This is a genomic window from Zhihengliuella halotolerans, from assembly GCF_004217565.1.
Taxonomy (GTDB): Bacteria; Actinomycetota; Actinomycetes; order Actinomycetales; family Micrococcaceae; genus Zhihengliuella; species Zhihengliuella halotolerans.
In genome coordinates, this window is the sequence record NZ_SHLA01000001.1 from 38336 (window position 1) to 56304 (window position 17969).

Sequence of the window (17969 nt, forward strand, 5' to 3'; positions counted from 1 at the left end):
GTGTGCCCCACGCGACGGGGCCTCCTGCGCCGGCCCGCGCCGTGGAGTTCTTCACATACGGGCCGCGAAACCACCGACACGCGCCCGCGAGCAGGTAGAACTAGGAGCATGGACGATCCCCTGCACTGGCGGCAGCTCTTCCGGCTCGGCCCTGCCCAGAAGGACCACCGGGCGGCATTGCGGGCCGGATTCGGCGTCTTCCTGCCGTTGGCCGTCGTCGTGGGCCTCGACCGCGTCGACCTGGCACTGTTCGCGGTGTTCGCGGCCTTCACCAACATCTACGGCCGTGGCCCGAGCTACAGCCGGCGCCTGCAGGCCCAGCTGCGCGGCGGTGGGCTCATGTGGATGGTCATCCTCCTCGCACTGCTGGCCGGGAGCGTCCTGGACGTCGGTACCGACGCCGGCATGTGGGCGGCGATCGGCTTGACGACGGTGATCGCGGGCGCGTGCTCTGTGGCTACGGGGCTGCTGCAGATCCGTCCAGCGGGTTCGCTCTTCCACATCTTCGCCTTCGCCGCGATCGCCACCCTGCCCTTCGATGTCACCTGGTGGGAGGCCCTCGCGACGGCGACCGCCACCTTCGTGCTGGGTCTAGCGATTGGCCAGGTGGGCCGGTGGCGGCAGCCCGAACCCGAACGCCTCCGCGGTCTGGCGCAGCCGAATCCGGCGGAACAACCGCTCAAGCCGGTGGTGCGCAAGGCTATTTGGATCGAGTCCGTCGGCTACGTCCTGGCGGCGGCGGTCGCGGGTGCCATCGCCCACGGGCTGGCTCCGTTGCTCTCGACCGAGCACACGTACTGGGCGATGGTCGCCGCCGTCGTTCCGCTCGTCGGACACACCACGCGCGACCGCGTCGCCCGCGGCGTGCACCGAGTTCTGGGCACCGTCGTGGGACTGGGCGCCATGGCGGTCATCATCTGGTGGTCGCCGCCGACGTGGGGGCTCCTGCTGCTGATCGGGCTCCTGCAGTTCGGCACGGAGATGCTGATCATCCGCAACTACTTCTGGGCCCAGGTCTGCGTCACGCCCCTGGCACTGACGGGCGTCTCGCTCGCCCAGGGGCTGGAGACGAGCCTTCTGTACGACCGCATCATCGAGACGGCGATCGGAGCGTCCGTCGGCATCGCGGTGGTCCTGGCCGGTTCGGCCTACGGCCGCCGTCTGAGGGGCCGCGATCAGGGCCGCGGCGCGTAATCCTCAGGAAAGGCGCGGCTTCACGACGCGCTCCAGGCCGGGCGTTCGCCCGGTGCGCCGAGCGTCTTGAGCTCGTGCTGGATTCGACGGCGGAGTTCGTCCGCGTCCAGTGTGCGGGAGCCGCCGTGGGCCAGCAGGTACAGCAGCGTGCTCAGGCGTTGGAGCCGCCACTCGCGCTCCGTCCGCGGGTTGCGGGCGGCCACAGCGCGGTGGATCTCACGGTCGAAGAGATTGGGCTCGTCCAGCTGACGCTGCCGCAACTCGGCGGTGAGTTTGGCCTGGACCGGGTCCGACTCTTCGTGGTCCGTCTGACGCAGAGCTGCGGAGTAGCGCTCGGCGGCGTCCAGGTCGCCGCCGTCGTACGCCATGAAGGCCGCCAACGCGAGCGCGGACTCCACCCACTTCCAGCGACCGAAGTTCCCGTCGAAGGGCAGTTCGGTCAGGATCTCGAGGATCCGCCAGGCACTCGCCCGGTCGTCGAGATCGACGACGAACAGCTGCGCCAGCTCGTAGATCGCCTCGAGATGGGCGCCGGCCTTCAGGTTCACACCGCGGGCCAGCCCGGCCGTCGGTTCGAGCACGCGCGGCTCGTCCGGGTAGCCTTCGGCGATCGAGAGCAGGACCGCCTCGGGCGACTCCGGTTCGACGGGCAGCGACTGCAGGTCGTCGAAGCTCAGCTGCGGCGCCGGCGCCGACGTGTGCACGCGGATCGACGACCCGTAGGCGATCGTCGCCTTCTGTCCGCTGGCCAGCGTCGCCTCCACCAGGGCGGGAGTGCCGAAGCTGTCGGAAATGACGCCCAGCTTCTTCACCTCGGCGCTCGGGGTTCCGTGGCGGGTGATGAACCGGTCGCCCACGCGGACCTGCTCCGCTCGAACATTGCGGATGCGAACTGCGGGGTCATCGGGTTGGTACGGGGAGGGGCGCTGCGGCATGAGGTCCTGCATCGTGTTGGAGGGCGGGTCAGGGGCACCAGCCCACGTGGGCCAGTGCCTGCTTGATGATGTTTCCGCGGCCCCCCGGCAGCTCGGACTGGACATCCGCGCTCAGCGCCGCCTCCGGACTCATCCAATTCAAGTCGAGAGCGTCCCGACGCGGGTTGCATTCGCCGCGCACCGGGACGATGTAGCAGAGCGCGATCGAATGCTGGCGCTCGTCGGTCAAACCCGTCTCCGACGGGGATGGGAAGTATTCGGCCACCGTGAACGGGGCCGGCGAAGGCGGCAGCTGGGGCATGGCCAGCGGCCCCAAGTCCTGCTCGATGTGGCGGGTCAGGGCCGCGCGCACGGTCTCGCGGTACATCACGCGGCCCGAGACGAACGCGAACTTGAACTGGGCCTCGGCGTCCGCCGTGTACAGCAGTCCGATGTCCGTGACGTAGCCCAGCGGGTCGACGCGGACCGGGATCGCCTCGACATAGGCGATGGGCAACCGCTGACGGGCCTCGAAGAGGTCTTCGTCGGACAGCCACCCGGGGTACGGGTCAGGAGTGCGTACGCTCATACTCCATGTTTAGCGCATTCGACGGCGAACGGGCATCAGCCGCCCCGTAGGACCAGCGAATTGAGTGGTTGGGGAATACGAATCGGTAGTCTATTGTTGAACGTGAATGCGATACCGTGAGCTCTTGCGCGCGTAAACGCGACCCGTCACCACCCCGAGGCGCCCTTCCGCTGAAACCGGAGAGCCGGCGTCGTACTTTTAAGGACCTTTGTGCACAACGACTCCGCACCCGAAACCACCGCGCCGCACACGGTCGCATCGGGTCACGCCCCGGCGGCCGCGGCTCCTGAGAACCAGAAGCTGGCCCCGGCGGCGCGGACCACGATCATCGTGCTCCTCATCGCCGCCTTCGTGGTGATCCTGAACGAGACGATCATGAACGTCGCCCTCCCGCGGCTGCAGGAGACGTTCGGCGTCACCGCCGACACCGTCCAGTGGCTCGTGACGGCCTTCATGCTGACGATGGCCGTGGTCATCCCGACGACCGGCTACCTGCTGCGCCGGCTCTCCATCCGCACCGCGTTCATCCTCGCGATGGCGCTCTTCTCCGCCGGCACGCTCATCGCCGCGCTCGCCCCGATCTTCGGGGTGCTCGTCTTCGGCCGCGTCATCCAGGCCACGGGAACCGCGATCATGATGCCACTGCTGATGACCACGATCCTCGACATCGTCCCGCCGGCCAAGCGCGGCGTGATGATGGGAAACGTCTCGATCGTCATCTCGGTCGCCCCGGCGATCGGCCCGACCATCTCCGGCCTCATCCTGCAGTACATGCCCTGGCGCATGATCTTCTTTGTGGTCCTGCCGATCGCGATCGTCACGCTCGTCCTCGGCGCCCGCATGCTCGGACGCATGACCGAGGAGACGCAGCAGACGGCGACTCCGTTGTCCTTCCCATCGCTGCTGCTCGCGATTCCGGGCTTCGGCCTGCTCGTCTACGGGCTCAGCTCGCTGGGCGGCGGCCACGGGGCCGAGGGCGGAACGACGGCGGCCACCGGTCCGGGCGCCACGCCGTTCGTCGCGCTGGGCATCGCTCTCGTCTGCCTGACGGTGTTCACCTTCATGCAGTTGCGTCTGCAGCGCTCCGACCGCGCGCTGCTGGACCTGCGCCCGTTCAGCTATCGGCCGTTCACGGTCTCGCTGCTGCTCATGGTCATGGCCATGGTGGCGCTGTTCGGGGTCATCATCCTGCTGCCGATGTACCTGCAGACCGTGCGCGGGCTCGACCCGTTGGCGACCGGTCTGCTGCTGCTCCCGGGCGGGCTGCTGATGGGGCTGCTGGCGCCGTTCGTCGGCCGCGCCTACGACAAGGTGGGTCCGCGCCCGCTCATGATCCCGGGCGGCGCGCTGCTCGTCATGGTGCTCGCCGGGTACACGCAGCTGACCGCGCAGACGCCGGTATGGATGCTCGTCGTCGCCCACCTGGTGATGTCGCTCAGCTTCGCACTGCTTTTCACTCCGGCCTTCACGACCGGTCTGAACCCGCTGCCGCACCACCTGCACTCGCACGGCTCGGCCGTCCTCAGCACGCTGCAGCAGCTCGGCGGCGCAGCGGGCACGGCCCTGCTGGTCGGCATCATGGCCTCCGGGACGGCCTCGGCCGTGGCCGCCGGCGTCGGGGATCTCGATGCCGCAGTGCAGGGCTACCAGGCCGGCTTCCTGGCTGCGACGTTCTTCGCGGCCGGGGTCTTCGCGCTGACGTTCCTGATGCGCAAGCCGGTCTACGAGGAGCTCGCCGACTCGCAGGCTGTGCCGGCCGCGCACTAGGCGGGTTCAACGCCCCCGGCCCCAGAATGCAACGACGAGTGGTTGCCTGAATTCAGTTTCAGGCAACCACTCGTCGTTGCGCAGTGTGCTGAGCAGTCCGGCGGCGGTTTACCAGCGGCCGCGCCAGAGCTGCTGGGCGCGCGGATTCTCCATCCGCGGGACCTCCAGCTCGCTCGCCGCGACGGCGGCCCAGTGCGGATTCACCAGCGCGGCGCGGGCGATGGCCACACCGTCGGCCTGCCCCGTGGCGAGAATGTGCTCGGCCTGGACGCCGGTGGTGACGCCGCCGACCGCGGTGACGAACGCGTCGGTGCCCTCGAGGCCTTCCTTGACGGCCGCGGCCAGCGGCGTTTGGTAGCCCGGGCCGGTGCGGGGACCCCGGTACGGGCCGATGCCGGAGGACGACAGGTCGAAGGTGATGACACCCATCTCGCGCAGCTCGCGGGAGAGCTGCACGGTCTCCCGCAACGTCCAGCCGTCGTCGACCCAGTCGGTGCCGGAGAAGCGGATGCCGAGGACCTTCTCCGCGGGCCAGACCTCGCGCACCGCCGCGACGACCTCCTTGACCAGCCGCGTGCGGTTCTCGTAGGAGCCGCCGTACTCGTCCGTTCGACGGTTCACGAGCGGGGAGAGGAACTGGTGCAGCAGGTATCCGTGGGCTGCGTGGATCTGGATCATGTCGAAACCGGCGGAGTCGGCGCGGCGGGCGGCGTCGGCCCAGTCCTGCACGATCCCGTCGATCTCCTCGGCCGAGAGCTCGCGGTTCTCCGCGTAGCCGAAGATGTCGGTCACGGAGGCGGAGACGGTCGTCCAGCCGCCGTCGGCGAGTGGGACGGAGCCGTCCCCGAAGTCGGGCAGCATCGGCCAGGTGGAGGCCTTCGCGCCGGCATGGGCCAGCTGCAGGCCAGCTGCCGCGCCGTTGGCGTGCACGAGATCCACGATCCGCGACCAGGCCTCCTGCTGATCCTCGTTCCACAGGCCGGTGTCGCGCGGCGAGATGCGTCCGGCCGGGTTCACGGCGGACGCCTCGGCGATGACCAGGCCGAACCCGCCCGCGGCCAGCGCGCCCAGGTGCGAGAGGTGCCAGTCGGTCGGGACGCCGTCCTCGGCGTCGACCGAGTACTGGCACATGGGGGCCACCACCGCGCGGTTGCGCAGCGTGAACCCTCCGTTGTTGGTGGACAGGGTCACGGGTTCGAAGAGAATGCTCACGTGGAGCCCAACCGCCGACGCGACGCGCGTATTCCGCACCGCGCGCCGACGGGCGTCCCTAGCAGCGCTTGAGATGCCCGTCGGTGCCGTAGACCGCCGTCGCGGAGAGCGCGGCCGGCCCGCCCACGAGCACGCTTGTCCATCCGTTCATGCTCGCCTGCGCCGACGCGATCGACGCCGGCAAGCAGGCCTTGCGTGCGAGCATCAGCGGAGCGTCGTTGTAGGCGGCGGCGACGGCACCCGTGAGTCCGTCGGCGAAGGACGAGCCGTTGGCGTAGAACTGGCGCTGCGCCCCGTTGCTGGTGGGGCTCGTGGTGTTCGGCCAGTAGCTCTTGGCGATGGCCGCTGACGTCGCGTACCGGTCGGCACCGGAGAAGCGCACGATCTTGACGTTCGGCAGGATTCGCTTGACCTGCGCCTCGACACTCGTGGAGACGACGCTTGTGCCGCCGGCGATCGCCACGTGGGTCGGCTTCAGACGGCGCAGCTGGTCGGCCGTCGCCTTCGGCAGGGTGTCGGTCGACGTCAGGAGCAGGGGCAGCTTCCGTTTCGCGGCGACCGCCGCCAGCGAGAGGGCGTCGGGGAAGTCCTTGCCGGTGGCCAGGTACACCGTCCCGGCGCTGGGGAAGTTCGAGGCCACGTCGGCCGCCGTCTCGTAGCGGGTCGCGCCGTGGTGCCGTTTCACGGGTGCGACGGCGGCCAGTTTTGTGGCCGTGGCCCCGGTGATGGCCCCCTTGCCGCCGACGATGTGGATGTTCGACGGCTTGAGCCGCTTCAGTTCGGTCATTGTCGGGCTCGGCACGCCGGACTTCTGCACGATCAGCAGCGGCGCGTTCAGACGCCTCGCGAGCGAACTCGCAGAGAGAGCGTCCGGGAAGTCCTGGCCGGAGGCGACGACGACGTTGCGCGACCCCGACGGGAACGTTTGTTTCGATACAGCTGCCGCGGTGCTGTAGCGGGTGTCGCCGTAGAGCCGCTTCGAGCGCATGCGTGTGATCGTGTCCTGGAGCGAAGCGTCCCAGACGTCGACGCCCAGGTAGTCGGTCGTCATGCGGTAGGGGGTGCTGCGGCGGTTCTGCGCGAAGTCCTTGAGTCCCTGCAGGTCCCCGTTGAAGACGTTGGCGTCGAAGGGCCGGGTCCGGTCGCCGAGATCCGACTCGTCGGTGTACTGCCACATGTTGAAGGTCGTCCAGCCGGCGGGCAGCTGGCGGGGGTTCTTCGGCTGGTTGGTCTTCTCCGGGTAGGCGGCGACGTGCAGCGGCCAGCTGCGCAGGGTCGTGTCGCCTTTCATGCACGTGTCCCAGAAATCCCGCCCGGTGTAGATCATCGGCAGCCGGCCCGTGCGGTGTTCGACGCGCTTGCCGAAGTCGCGGATCCACGTCGCCAGCTGCGCCGTGGTCATGCCGTAGCAGCGGTCGCCCTTGCCGTCGGGGTGGACGGGGGCCGAATAGGGGTTGGACTCGATGTCGAGCAGCGGCGGCAGGGTCTTCCCGTCGGCGCTCCAGCCGCCGCCGCTGGCGACGAAGTAGTCGGCTTGGGCCGCCCCGGAGGAGGAGGCGGGCAGCGCGAAGTGGTAGGCGCCGCGGAGCATGCCCTGCTGGCCGGCACCGGTGTACTGGGTGTTGAAGTGGGCGTTCTTGATGTTCTGCGTGCGGGTGCCCTCGGTCGCCTTGACGTAGGCGAACCGGCTGCCCTGGCCCCACGCGTACTTCCAGTCGACGGTGCCCTGGTGGTTCGAGACGTCGATGCCGAGCACGCCCGGCGGCCGGTAGCTCGTCCGCGCACTGAAGGCCGTGGCGGGCGCGCTGCGCTCGAAGGCGCCGCGCGCGGCGGCGACGGTGTCGTCCTCCCCGGCCAGCTCGGTGAGCCCGTCCGCGTAGGCGAGCAGTTCCTCGCGCGTGGGTACGGTGGCTTCGCCGGTCTCGGCGATTCGGGACTGCGTAGCGCCCAGATCGACGCCCGGCAGCCCGAGGACCTCGTAGGCCGCTGCGGCGAGTTCCAGACGCGCGGCGTTGCCGACGGTCCCAGCGCCGAAGGCCTCCCAGATAGCGATGGCTGCGGCCGCGGCGTCGTCGGACTCCGCCCGTAGCGTCTCTGCGGCCGCCGTCGGGCTCGGCGCGTCAGTCGCGGGCAGCGGTGATGCCGTGGCGGAGGATTGCGCGGCTTCGGGCTCCGGCGCCGGCGTTGTGGCCGCGAGGGCGGGGGAGGAACCGAGAGCTGTCGTCGCGACGAGCACGGCGGCGGCGAGTGCGGTCAGCGGGGAGCGGACAGCGTTGATCACGTGAGGCCTCTTCTGGTCGGTGCGCGGTGGAGTGGGTGATGAGTCGATGGGCGCGGAACGTCAGGCGCGGGCGGCAGGGCCGCGTTCGCCGGCGGTCACGGGGATGTCCAGCGCATTGCCCCGCGGGGGTGCCGGGCAGACGGCGTGCTCCGAGAACGCGAAGGGGAAGACGAGCGTGCGGTTGAAGTCGACGAGCAGGCTCCCGTCGACCGCCGGGGCGGGGACGTTGACGAAGCGCCATGCCGGCGTCGAGTCGCCGTTGGTCTGATCCGTGAACAGCAGCGTGAGCGAGCCGTCGGCCCCTTGCTCGGCGGCCAGCCGCTGGCCGCCGGCCGGACCGCCGGTGAAGACGACGTCGCCGGCGATCTCTGCGGTCAGGGTTGTGTCGGCGCGGAAGCTGCCGATCGTCTCCGTACGCGGTGCGGCGTACGGTTCGAAGCGCGCGGCGAGCGCCCACGCCGGATCGAAGTCGAAGGTCGGAACGCCGTCGAAGGCGTCCCGCGCAGGCGTGCTGCGGGCGCGCGTGCGGATCATGTAGCGGCCACCGCGCACGCCGAGTTCGACGACGGTCTCGTCCGCGCCGCCCCGGGTCGCCGCCGGCACGCGCAGCCAGTAGCGGGACTCGTCCTCGGCGAGGGTCGCGCTCAGCGGCTCGACGACGGGCGCGCCGGAATCGTAGTCGTCGACGGGCCCGCCGGGCGCCGGCGTGTAGACGGCGGTGCCGTCCGCGACCGAGAACTCGCCCGGGACCAGGTCGAGCGGGCCCGGGGCGGACGGCAGCCACTGGTAGGACGTCAGCGTCAGCCAGCCGAATTCCGCGGCCAGGCCCTCCTCGCGGAGGCGGTGCCACTGCCGCCAGGACGCCTCGGCGTTGTTGATCGGTTGCTTCATACCAACAGCATACGGGCGGGCGCGCGCGACCGCGCCGGCCTCAGGTGCGCGTGCGGCGCTTGGAGCGGGCGAGCACGGCGGCGAGAGCCAAACCGAGGAGCGCGCCGAGCCCCATCGACAGCAGCGTCGCGGACCACGTGGGCCAACCCGTGAGCGTCTGCGTGAGGTAGCCCAGCAGCATCATCCACGCCGCCCAGAGGCCGGCGCCGAGGCCCGCGAGGGCAGCGAACGTCCCCGGCGTCACGCCCGCGAGGCCCGCGGCGGCGACCGAGGCGGTGCGGCCGCCGGAAACGAAACGGAGTCCGAGTAGAGAGGCGTACGTGGTCTCGCGGCCGACCCGGTTCATCAGCGCGACCGTGTTCCGGTGCACCCAGCGGCCCCACCGGAAGCGCTCGAGCCACGTCGTCAGGCCGCGGCGGAAGACCCAGTAGAGTCCCATGTCGCCGAGCCAGCAGCCGCCCGCCGCGGCGACCCAGGCGAAGACGGGGTTCAGGTGCCCGGCCGCCACCATAGGGCCCGAGCCGAGCACGAACAGCTCGGACGGCACGGGCGGGAACGGAGCGTCGAACGCGACCAGAAACGCCGTGATCAGGTAGTACAGGGCCGCGTTGCCCCCGAGCACATCAGACACGGGGCGCGTCAGCGGGGCGTTCGGAGAGCTGGAGCCGCGAGTCGAACCGGACCTCGGCGCCCGTGACGGGGTCGCGGAACTCGATGCCGCGGGCCAACAGCTGCAGGGGCCGGGCGTAATCGTCGGGGGCCTTGTCCCAGAGCCGCGGGTAGAACGCGTCGTTCAGGATCCCGAGTCCGAGCGCGGCCATGTGCACGCGCAGCTGGTGGGTCTTGCCGGAGTGCGGCTTGAGCCGGAAGTGTCCGACGGCGGCGCCCGCGTGGGAGCCGGCGCTCACCCCCGTGCCCAGCACGTCGATCCAGGACTCCGCATTCGGTTCCCCGGCTTCGACAATCGCCCGCAGCTGGCCCTTCACTTTGGTCATGCGGTTGCGGTAGACGAGCGGGAACCCGTGCGCCGCGCGCAGCTGATCGGCCCCGGCCGCGGGGGCGTCGAGCGCGGAGACGCACTCGTACTCCTTGCGGATCTCGCGCCGCTCGAACAACGTCTGGTAGAGGCCGCGGGTGGCCGAGTTGGTGGAGAAGAGCAGGATCCCGGCGGTCGCCCGGTCCAGCCGGTGCATGGGGATGAGGTGGTCGATGCCGAGCCGGTTGCGCAGCCGCACCAGCGCGGACTCCTGCACGAACCGCCCGCCGGGTGTGGTCGGAAGGAAATGCGGCTTGTCTACGGCGAGCAGGTGCTCGTCCTGGTGCACGATCGACTCGGTGAAGGGGATCGGCTCCTCGCGCGGCGCCTCACGGTAGTACCAGAGGAATTCGTGCTCGCGCAGCGGGGTCTCCCGGCGGATGGGGGAGCCGTCGATGCCGACGACCTCGCCGTCGTCGAACCGGCGCAGAAGCCCGTCCGGGTCGACATGGCCGAATCGGTGCATGACGTAGTCCAACACGGTGTCCCAGCCGCTCTCCGGCAGGTGCAGGCGGGTAGCGCCGACGCCGTTGCGCACGGGGAGGGGAGACTTCATGGCCACCGCACCAGTCTCTCACGACGACGGCGCGCGAGCCGTCCGTGCGGCGACCGGGGCCCTCCGCCACCGGCTCACCCTCCAGTGTGCGAGTCCTTGTTCCCCTCCTCGTAGAGAAGGCGGCGCTGGTGTGCGCGGCGGCTGTAGGTGGCTTCGCGGATGTCGTCGTCGCTGTCGAAGTTCGAGCCCAGCGAGCCGGCCATCGTGCCCAGAGAAGCGGCCAGCCACGAGAGCGCAGCGTAATCGCCGAGCCCCACAGGGTGGCCGAGCTGGGACTCCAGGTACCCGGAGTCGACGATCGCGAGCGCGCCGGCGAAGAGGACGAGGTAGATCACCGCGTACATCAGGGCGACGGAGAGCACCACCGTGGTGACCGTCGCCGCATTGTCGAGGGCCGCCTGGTTCGACGCGGACCCGACCCCGAGCCGGCCAGCGCCCGCTTGCTCGACGGTCGAACGGCGCGTCCACAGGCCGTTGCGCACGATGAGCCACGTGCTCAGCGTCAGTACGGCGACGATGCTGATCAGCACCAACCGCCGGGTCGGCAGCACGTCGGACATGTTCCAGATGCTGGAGTAGAAGATCCCGAACGCCCCCGCTGCCGCCGCCGTCGCGATGCATGTCGAGAGCGCCTTGAGCAACCGGCCGGGACGGTTGTTCCTGACCATTCCCGCCCACAGTCGCAGCGCGGAGAAGCGCGAGTCGAGCGTCACGAGCAGGTCCCCGTCGCCGGGGGCGTGGTGAGCGGTGCGCACACCTGGGGTGCGCACTTCGCCGGAGCGGTCGCCCTCGTCTTCCGGCCCCTGTCGCCGATGCAGCGTCAGTGCGAGGTCCGTGAGCATCGTGCGCAGCCTCGCGGTCAACCGCCACAGTCCGAACGCCGGCAGCGAGAGCAGCGCCGCGCCGGTGCCGCGGTCCAGTTCGTACGCGAGCGGCTGCCCGTCGTAGGTCCGCGGCAGGTCGGTCACGTAGACGAGATAGTCCCAGTCGCGCTCGGCCGACAGGGCGCCGGCGCTACCCATCAGCCGGATGTCGCCGTCCGGGTCAAGCGGCAGCGCACCCCGTTCGACGACGACGGTCCAGTCCTCGCCGTCGGCATCGTCCAGGCGCTGCTCGACTGCGTCGCGGGCGCGCCGGCACACGCTCTCCGGTAGGCCCGGGTCGGCCATGATTCCCACGGTGGGCATGAGGGGGCTCCTGGGGTCTCGGGTCGGACGTCACGTACGCGCCTCACACGGCGGTGGCAGCAGCGGGCTCCGTCTGTTCGCGGTAGGGGACCGGCTGACAGGTCGGGCAGAAGAACGCGAGGCGCTCCTGATCCTTCTCGGGCGGGCCGAGCGGCATCTGCTCGATCGGGGTATGGCACAGGTAGCACGGCCGCCCCGTGCGCTGGTAAACCCAGTACGGGTCGGTCAGCTCGGTCGGCGTGGTCTTGCGCCGGTTCCGGTCCTTGTTCGCGTGCAGCAGCAGGAAGCAGCGCTCGATGATCCGGGCCAGGTCCGGCACCGCACCGACCGGCATGAGCGGGTGCACCTTCGTGATGAACAGGGTCTCCGACCGGTAGATGTTCCCGATGCCAGTCAGGTTCCGCTGATCCATCAGGGACAGTCCGATCGGCAGGTCCGGGCGCATCAGCATCCGCTCGCGCACCTCCTCGGGGTCCCAGGCGTGCCCGAGCGGGTCGGGTCCCAGATGACCGACGGCCTTGTGCTCGAGCCGCGTCGGGAACACCCGCAGCAGCCCGAGGTCGACGCCGATGGCCTCGAAGGAGTCGTTCGCCAGCACGCACCGGACCTTGTGCGCCGGAGTCCGCCAGCGCTCGCCGGGCGCGTACACGTCCCACCTCCCGTCCATCATCAGGTGCGTGTGTACGGTCAGGTCCGCGACCCGGATCAGCAGATGTTTGCCGCGCGAAGCGACAGACTCCACCGGGTATCCGGTCAAATCCAGCGTCGCACACTGCGGGACCCGGAAATCGCTCTTGGTCAATTGATGTCCGGTCAGCGTCGCGTCCAACATGCGTGCGGTGCGGAATACGGTATCGCCCTCAGGCACGGAATCTCACCCCGTTCGGTGCTGCGTAAAATCCGGCCGCGCGGAGTGCGTCGGCCAGTGCGGTGCCGCCGATTGGCTGCCCGCCTACTCGTTCGATCCCCAACTTTTCGATGCGCGCCAGTTTCAACGCGCCCACCAGCGCGGTCGCGGCGGCGTCGAGCGCCGCCGGGTCCGTGCTGAAGCTCAACATGGTCTTGCCGCCGCGCTCGAGGTAGAGCGTCAGCTCCCCGTCGACCAGGACGACGACGGCGCCCGCCTTCCGGCCCGGGCGGTGTCGCCCGCGACCGCTCGCCGCCGGGTCCGCTGCGGACGCTTCGGCCGTCGCCGCGCCCGACTCGGGCGGTTCCGGCCAGGGCAGGGCCGCCCCGTACGGGTTGGCCGGATCGGTCGCGGCGAGGGCGACGGCGCGGCGGCGGTCGGAGCGGTGCGTGGCGGCGTCGTCGTGCCCCGAGGCGTGGGTGCGGAGGCGGTCGATCGTTGCCGACAGCGCGAACTGCGCGGCGCCCAGGTGTTCGATGAAGTAGCCGCGGCGGACGCGGCCGGACTCCTCGAGCCGGGCCAGCACCTTGTACACGAGCGCGAAGCCGCCGGCGACGTCTTCGCTCATGACCGGGCCGCGCGTGAGGACGCCGTAGCGGTCCAGCAGCAGTTCGGCGGTGGCGTGCGTCCGGATCGTCGGATCCGCCTCGGCCCGCGGCACGAGCGACCAGCGGCCCGTGGCCTTGGCGGCCTGCGCAGGGGTCAGCACTCCGGTCGTGGAGGCCAGCGCGTCGGCCGGGTTCGCGCCGGGGCGCAGGCCCGAGTCGGCCGGCTCCGACAGGCGGTTCCGCAGCCCAGAGCGCAGGGACAGCCGGGTGGGACGGCCGAGGCGCGCCCGCGGGGTCGACGCCCGACGCCGGTGAGCCGTCTTGCCGCCGTCGAGCAGCCCGCGGACGGGTGCGAACGTGTCGTTCGTGACGCGACCGGCGAAGAATAGCTCCCAGAGGGCCTCGACGAGTTCGCCCTGCGGAACGTCCGGGGCGGCCTCGGCGAGCTGCCGGAAGAAGTACGCGCCGCCGCCGGTGAGGGTGTGGAGCAACTGGGCCTGGACGGCGCTCGTCTCCGGCTCCGCGTCCGAGACCGGCAGGGTCAGCTCTGCCGTGGCGGCCGGGTGGAAGGCGACCCAGCCGTCGGTCCCGGCCAGCGCGCCGGCCCCGGTCGCCAGGACCTCGCCCGCGGAGAGCAGCTCGTCCAGGTAGCCGGGCCGGTAGTCGGCGACGCGGGAAGGCAGGATGTGGGACTCCCACGCGCTCGCCGGGGCGGGGTAGCCGGCGAGCTGCTCGAGCACCGTGGCCACGCCGTCGATCCCGCGCAGCGCCGGCGCCGTTGACGCGCCGTCGCCGATGAACTGCCACTCGGGCAGGAAGCGGGCGTAGGCGTCGCCCGGCACGGGCTCGACCTCGGCGCGCAGCGCCGCCAGAGAACGGCGGCGGATCCGGCGCAGGACCTCTCGCTCGCACCACTCGAGCCCGGCGGAGTCGGCGTCGAGCCCGTCGTGTCCGGCCGGCGTGTGGTGCTCGGCGGCGAGCAGCTCGGGCGGGCGGAAGGCGCCGTCGGAGACGCGCCCGTCCTGCGCGAGACGCTGCAGGGCCACCCGCACGACGCCGACGCCCAGTCCCAGCGCGATCGCCGCCTCTTGGGCGGTGAAAGGGCCGTGGGTGCGCGCGTAGCGGCCGACGAGGTCACTGAGGGGGTCGTCGACGGGCTCGACGAACGCCAGCGGGACGCCGATCGGGAGGGCGACGCCGAGCGCGTCGCGCAGCCGGGCCGCGTCCTCGATGGCCGCATACACCTCGCGTCCGGAGAGCTGGACCTTCAGGGCGCGGACGCTGCGCACGAGCTCCTGGGCCCAGCGGTTCACCTGCTCCGCGGGGGTGCCGGGGGGCTCGAGGCGCTCGGCGAGCTGCCCGGCGTCGAGCGGGCCGAGCAGGCGCAGCAGGTCGGCGACGGCCTCGACGCCGCGCTCGTCCGTGTCCGCGCGCAGCCGGTAGCCGTCGGCGGTGCGCTGCAGCTCGGCGGCGGTGCGGATGATGACGTCGGCGTCGAGCAGCTCGCGCAGCTCGGTGCGGCCGAGCAGGTCGCCCAGCAGCGTCGGGTCGAGCGAGAGCGCGGCGGCCCGGCGCTCGGCCAGCGGGGAGTCGCCTTCGTAGAGGAACTGGGCGACGTAGCCGAAGAGCAGGGACTGGGCGAACGGGGAGGGGGAGCGCGTCGTCGTTTCGAGGACGCTGATGCTGCGGGACTGCACGGCGGACGCGATCGCGGAGAGTGCGTCGAGGTCGTAGACGTCCTGCAGGCACTCGCGGGCGGTCTCGAGGATGATCGGGAACGTCGGGAACTTCTTGGCGACGTCGAGCAGCTGGGCCGAACGCTGCCGCTGCTGCCACAGCGGGCTGCGCTTGGAGGGGTTCTGGCGCGGCAGCAGCAGGGCACGGGCCGCGCATTCGCGGAAGCGCGAGGCGAAGAGGGCGGAGCCGCCGACCTCCCGGGTGACGATTTCGGCCAGCTCGTCGGGCTCGAAGTCGAAGAGTTCGGCACCGGGCGGCTCGTCCTCCATCATTGGCACGCGCAGCACGATCCCGTCGTCGGCGGCCATCGCGGACCCGTCGAGTCCGTAGCGTTCGCGCAGCCGGGCGCCCACGGCGAGGGCCCACGGCGCGTGCACGGGCATGCCGAACGGGGAATGCAGCACGACCCGCCAGTCGCCGAGTTCGTCCTGGAACCGTTCGACGACGAGGGCCCGGTCGGTCGGCAGCGCGCCAGTGGCCTCCTGTTGCGCGGCGAGGTAGCCGCGGAGATTGGCGACGGCCCACGCGTCGAGGCCCGCGGACGCGAGGCGGGCGGCGGCGTCGTCCTCGTCGAGCGCGGCGACCTCGCGGCGGAACGCGCCGACGGCGTGGCCCAGTTCGACGGGGCGGCCGGGGCCGTCGCCGTGCCAGAAAGGAAGCTTGCCGGGTTGGCCGAACGCGGGCGTGACGAGCACCCGGTCGTGCGTGATGTCCTCGATCCGCCAGCTCGTGGCGCCGAGGGCGAAGATGTCGCCGACCCGCGACTCGTAGACCATCTCCTCGTCGAGCTCGCCGACGCGGCGCCCGCCCGTCCGCGCGGCGCCCGGCCGTTCCTCCTCGGTGCCGACGATGAAGACGCCGAACAGCCCGCGGTCGGGGATCGTGCCGCCGGAGGTCACAGCGAGGCGCTGGGCACCCGGGCGGCCGGTGAGCGTGCCCGCGTCGCGGTCCCAGACGATGCGCGGACGCAGCTCCGCGAACTCGTCGGACGGATACTTCCCGGCCAGCAGGTCGAGCGTCGCCTCGTACGCCGAGCGGGGCAGCGCCGCGAACGGGGCGGCCCGCCGGACGACGTCGTACCACTCCTCCGCGTCGATCTCGCCGAGTGCCGTGGCGGCCACGGTCTGCTGGGCGAGGATGTCGAGCGGGTTGGCGGGGATGCGCAGGGGCTCGATGCGTCCGGCGAGCATGCGTTCGACGGTGACTGCGGTCTCCAGCAGGTCGCCCCGGTGCTTGGGGAAGAAATAGCCGGCGGAGGCCGCGCCGACCTGGTGGCCGGTGCGGCCGACGCGCTGCAGGCCCGAGGCGACCGAGTTGGGGGACTCGACCTGGATGACGAGGTCGACGAGGCCCATGTCGATGCCGAGCTCGAGCGAGCTGGTCGCGACCACGCAGCGCAGCCGGCCGGACTTGAGCCCGTCCTCGATGTCGGCGCGCTGCTCCTTGGAGACGGAGCCGTGGTGGGCGCGGGCGAGCACGGGCTCGGCTCCGGAGGTCTGTCCCGCCTGGGCCATCATCTCGGCGGGAGTGCGCGTCGTCGGGGCGGATCCCCGGGCCTGCTCGCGCACCGCGGCGAGGCCGTCGCCCCACTCCTCGTCATCGGTGGAGAGTTCGAGGCGCTCGCCGTGGATCTCGTTGAGCCGGCCGGTCAGGCGTTCGGCGAGGCGGCGGGAGTTGGCGAAGACGATCGTGGAACGGTTGGCCTCGATGTGGTCGACGATCTGCTCTTCGACGTGCGGCCAAATGCTTGCCTGCGGCTGCAGGCCGGAGGCCGGGCCCATGTCGTGGGCGCCGGCGGCCGCCGGCAGGTCCGTCATGTCCTCGACGGGAACGGACACCGTCAAGTCCCATTTCTTGCGGCTCTCCGGGGCGACGACGGTGACGGGACGGGACCCGCCGAGGAATCGGGCGACCTCGGTGTGCGGTTCGACCGTCGCGGAGAGCCCGATGCGCTGGGCCGGGGCCGGCAGCAGCGCGTCGAGCCGCTCGAGCGATACCGCGAGGTGGGCGCCGCGCTTGGTCCCCGCGACGGCGTGCACCTCGTCGAGGATCACGGTGTCGACGCCGGCGAGCGACTCCCGGGCCCGACTCGTCAGCATGAGAAAGAGGGATTCGGGGGTGGTGATGAGGATGTCCGGCGGGTTCGTCTGGAGCTTCCGCCGCTCGTTGGCAGGGGTGTCGCCGGAGCGGACGCCGACCCGGATCTCAGGTGCGGTTTCGCCGAGGCGGGCCGCGGTCTGCGTGATGCCGATGAGCGGGCTGCGCAGGTTGCGCTCGACGTCGACGCCGAGAGCCTTGAGCGGGGAGATGTAGAGGACGCGGGTCGAACGCTTGCGCTCGGCCTTCGCGGCGAGGCCGGGCAGTGCCGGTTCACTGCTGCCGTTACCGTCGCGGACGAGGGAGTCGAGGGCCCAGAGGAACGCGGACAGCGTCTTCCCGGACCCGGTGGGGGCGACGACGAGTGCGTTCTCACCCCGGGAGACCGCGTCCCAGGCCCCGACCTGGGCGTCGGTCGGCGCAGCGAAGGCGCCCGTGAACCATTCTCTGGTCGCGGGCGTGAAGCGGTCCAGGACCGCCGTCTGCGCTACTGAATCCGATATGGCCCGACCTCCAGCAATTCCTGGTCCTCAGATGCGCAGGCCTTCCAGCCGTCGCCGCCCAGCTCCATCAGGGAGTACTCCGCATCGTCGGGGAAACGGTGGCCCAAGTAGACGGGCACGACCGGGTCGCACGACTCCGCCTCGACGTCGTCCGCGGCCCTCATGCTGAGCTCAATACTCACGCGCTGGTCTGATTCGACGGTTGCGGCCACCAGGCCGGCATCGCCGTTGAACGCAGACGGGCTGCCGATCACGGCCTCGTCCGCGTCGAGGAAGGCGAACTCGGCGAGTTCGGAGAGGTGGCACTCAGCCGTCGCCGGCCCGAAATCGAACCGGCGAGGGGAGTCGGGGGCATCGTCGATGGGCTCACCGAACTCGATGGGCAGCGACTCCGCGGTGCAACCGGGAGACCCGGACGGGGTGTCCCGGTCGGGTCCGTCGGCGGAGGAGGAATCGGGCCCCGCGCACGACGCAAGGAGGAGCGCCGCGGCGGCCGCGGCGGCGAGCGTGACCAGCTGGCGAATCTTCACGGTTTTCCTCCAGACATCCT

Annotated in this window: 13 protein-coding genes; 2 read left to right on the forward strand and 11 right to left on the reverse strand. The window is 71.1% G+C overall.

Going from position 1 to position 17969, the window contains the following annotated elements; translation table 11 throughout:
- Positions 1-108 precede the first annotated feature (108 nt).
- Positions 109-1194: an FUSC family protein gene (locus EV380_RS00175; RefSeq protein ID WP_130448513.1), complete on the forward strand. Its 1086-nt coding sequence runs from the start codon at positions 109-111 to the stop codon at positions 1192-1194.
- Between the two features lie 20 nt (positions 1195-1214).
- Here EV380_RS00175 and EV380_RS00180 read toward each other — a convergent pair whose 3' ends face one another.
- Together EV380_RS00180 and EV380_RS00185 are read right to left on the reverse strand one after the other, a co-directional pair.
- Positions 1215-2129: a DUF6707 family protein gene (locus EV380_RS00180; protein WP_130448514.1), complete on the reverse strand. Its 915-nt coding sequence runs from the start codon at positions 2127-2129 to the stop codon at positions 1215-1217.
- Positions 2130-2157: 28 nt separating this feature from the next.
- On the reverse strand, positions 2158-2697 hold the full coding sequence (locus EV380_RS00185) for an NUDIX hydrolase family protein (protein WP_130448516.1): 540 nt from the start codon (positions 2695-2697) through the stop codon (positions 2158-2160).
- 210 nt (positions 2698-2907) lie between these two features.
- Between EV380_RS00185 and EV380_RS00190 the strand changes: the two genes are divergently transcribed.
- The gene (locus EV380_RS00190; protein ID WP_130448518.1) at positions 2908-4464 is read left to right on the forward strand and encodes an MDR family MFS transporter; all 1557 of its coding nucleotides are present in this window, start codon (positions 2908-2910) and stop codon (positions 4462-4464) included.
- Positions 4465-4572: 108 nt separating this feature from the next.
- Here EV380_RS00190 and EV380_RS00195 read toward each other — a convergent pair whose 3' ends face one another.
- The 9 genes from EV380_RS00195 to EV380_RS00235 all read right to left on the reverse strand — a co-directional run bounded on the left by EV380_RS00195 (position 4573) and on the right by EV380_RS00235 (position 17949).
- Entirely contained in the window at positions 4573-5676 is a 1104-nt protein-coding gene (locus EV380_RS00195) for an NADH:flavin oxidoreductase/NADH oxidase (protein ID WP_130448520.1), read from the reverse strand.
- A 58-nt stretch (positions 5677-5734) separates the two neighbouring features.
- Positions 5735-7957: a cell wall-binding repeat-containing protein gene (locus EV380_RS00200; protein ID WP_130448522.1), complete on the reverse strand. Its 2223-nt coding sequence runs from the start codon at positions 7955-7957 to the stop codon at positions 5735-5737.
- A gap of 60 nt (positions 7958-8017) precedes the next feature.
- Positions 8018-8848 (reverse strand): DUF1684 domain-containing protein, encoded by an 831-nt coding sequence (locus EV380_RS00205; RefSeq protein ID WP_102160282.1) that lies wholly within the window; start codon positions 8846-8848, stop codon positions 8018-8020.
- Between the two features lie 40 nt (positions 8849-8888).
- Positions 8889-9479, reverse strand: coding sequence for a DedA family protein (locus EV380_RS00210; protein WP_130448524.1), 591 nt, complete (start codon positions 9477-9479; stop codon positions 8889-8891).
- The gene (locus EV380_RS00215) at positions 9472-10440 is read right to left on the reverse strand and encodes a pseudouridine synthase (RefSeq protein ID WP_130448526.1); all 969 of its coding nucleotides are present in this window, start codon (positions 10438-10440) and stop codon (positions 9472-9474) included. Before EV380_RS00215 ends, EV380_RS00210 begins: the two co-directional genes overlap by 8 nt.
- A 74-nt stretch (positions 10441-10514) precedes the next feature.
- The gene (locus EV380_RS00220) at positions 10515-11627 is read right to left on the reverse strand and encodes a hypothetical protein (RefSeq protein ID WP_130448528.1); all 1113 of its coding nucleotides are present in this window, start codon (positions 11625-11627) and stop codon (positions 10515-10517) included.
- A 43-nt stretch (positions 11628-11670) separates the two neighbouring features.
- Complete coding sequence (locus tag EV380_RS00225; RefSeq protein WP_130448530.1) at positions 11671-12495, reverse strand: DNA-formamidopyrimidine glycosylase family protein; 825 nt, start codon at positions 12493-12495, stop codon at positions 11671-11673.
- Positions 12488-17419, reverse strand: coding sequence for an ATP-dependent helicase (locus tag EV380_RS00230; RefSeq protein ID WP_130448532.1), 4932 nt, complete (start codon positions 17417-17419; stop codon positions 12488-12490). Before EV380_RS00230 ends, EV380_RS00225 begins: the two co-directional genes overlap by 8 nt.
- Complete coding sequence (locus EV380_RS00235; protein WP_130448533.1) at positions 17404-17949, reverse strand: hypothetical protein; 546 nt, start codon at positions 17947-17949, stop codon at positions 17404-17406. The genes EV380_RS00230 and EV380_RS00235 overlap by 16 nt, the downstream gene beginning before the upstream one ends.
- Positions 17950-17969 lie beyond the last annotated feature (20 nt).

Bases quoted from the DNA above. Each gene is read 5' to 3' on its own strand.
- EV380_RS00175 (WP_130448513.1), top strand. From the start codon at position 109: ATGGACGATCCCCTGCACTGGCGGCAGCTCTTCCGGCTCGGCCCTGCC.
- EV380_RS00180 (WP_130448514.1), bottom strand. From the start codon at position 2,129: ATGCCGCAGCGCCCCTCCCCGTACCAACCCGATGACCCCGCAGTTCGC.
- EV380_RS00185 (WP_130448516.1), bottom strand. From the start codon at position 2,697: ATGAGCGTACGCACTCCTGACCCGTACCCCGGGTGGCTGTCCGACGAA.
- EV380_RS00205 (WP_102160282.1), bottom strand. From the start codon at position 8,848: ATGAAGCAACCGATCAACAACGCCGAGGCGTCCTGGCGGCAGTGGCAC.
- EV380_RS00215 (WP_130448526.1), bottom strand. From the start codon at position 10,440: ATGAAGTCTCCCCTCCCCGTGCGCAACGGCGTCGGCGCTACCCGCCTG.
- EV380_RS00220 (WP_130448528.1), bottom strand. From the start codon at position 11,627: ATGCCCACCGTGGGAATCATGGCCGACCCGGGCCTACCGGAGAGCGTG.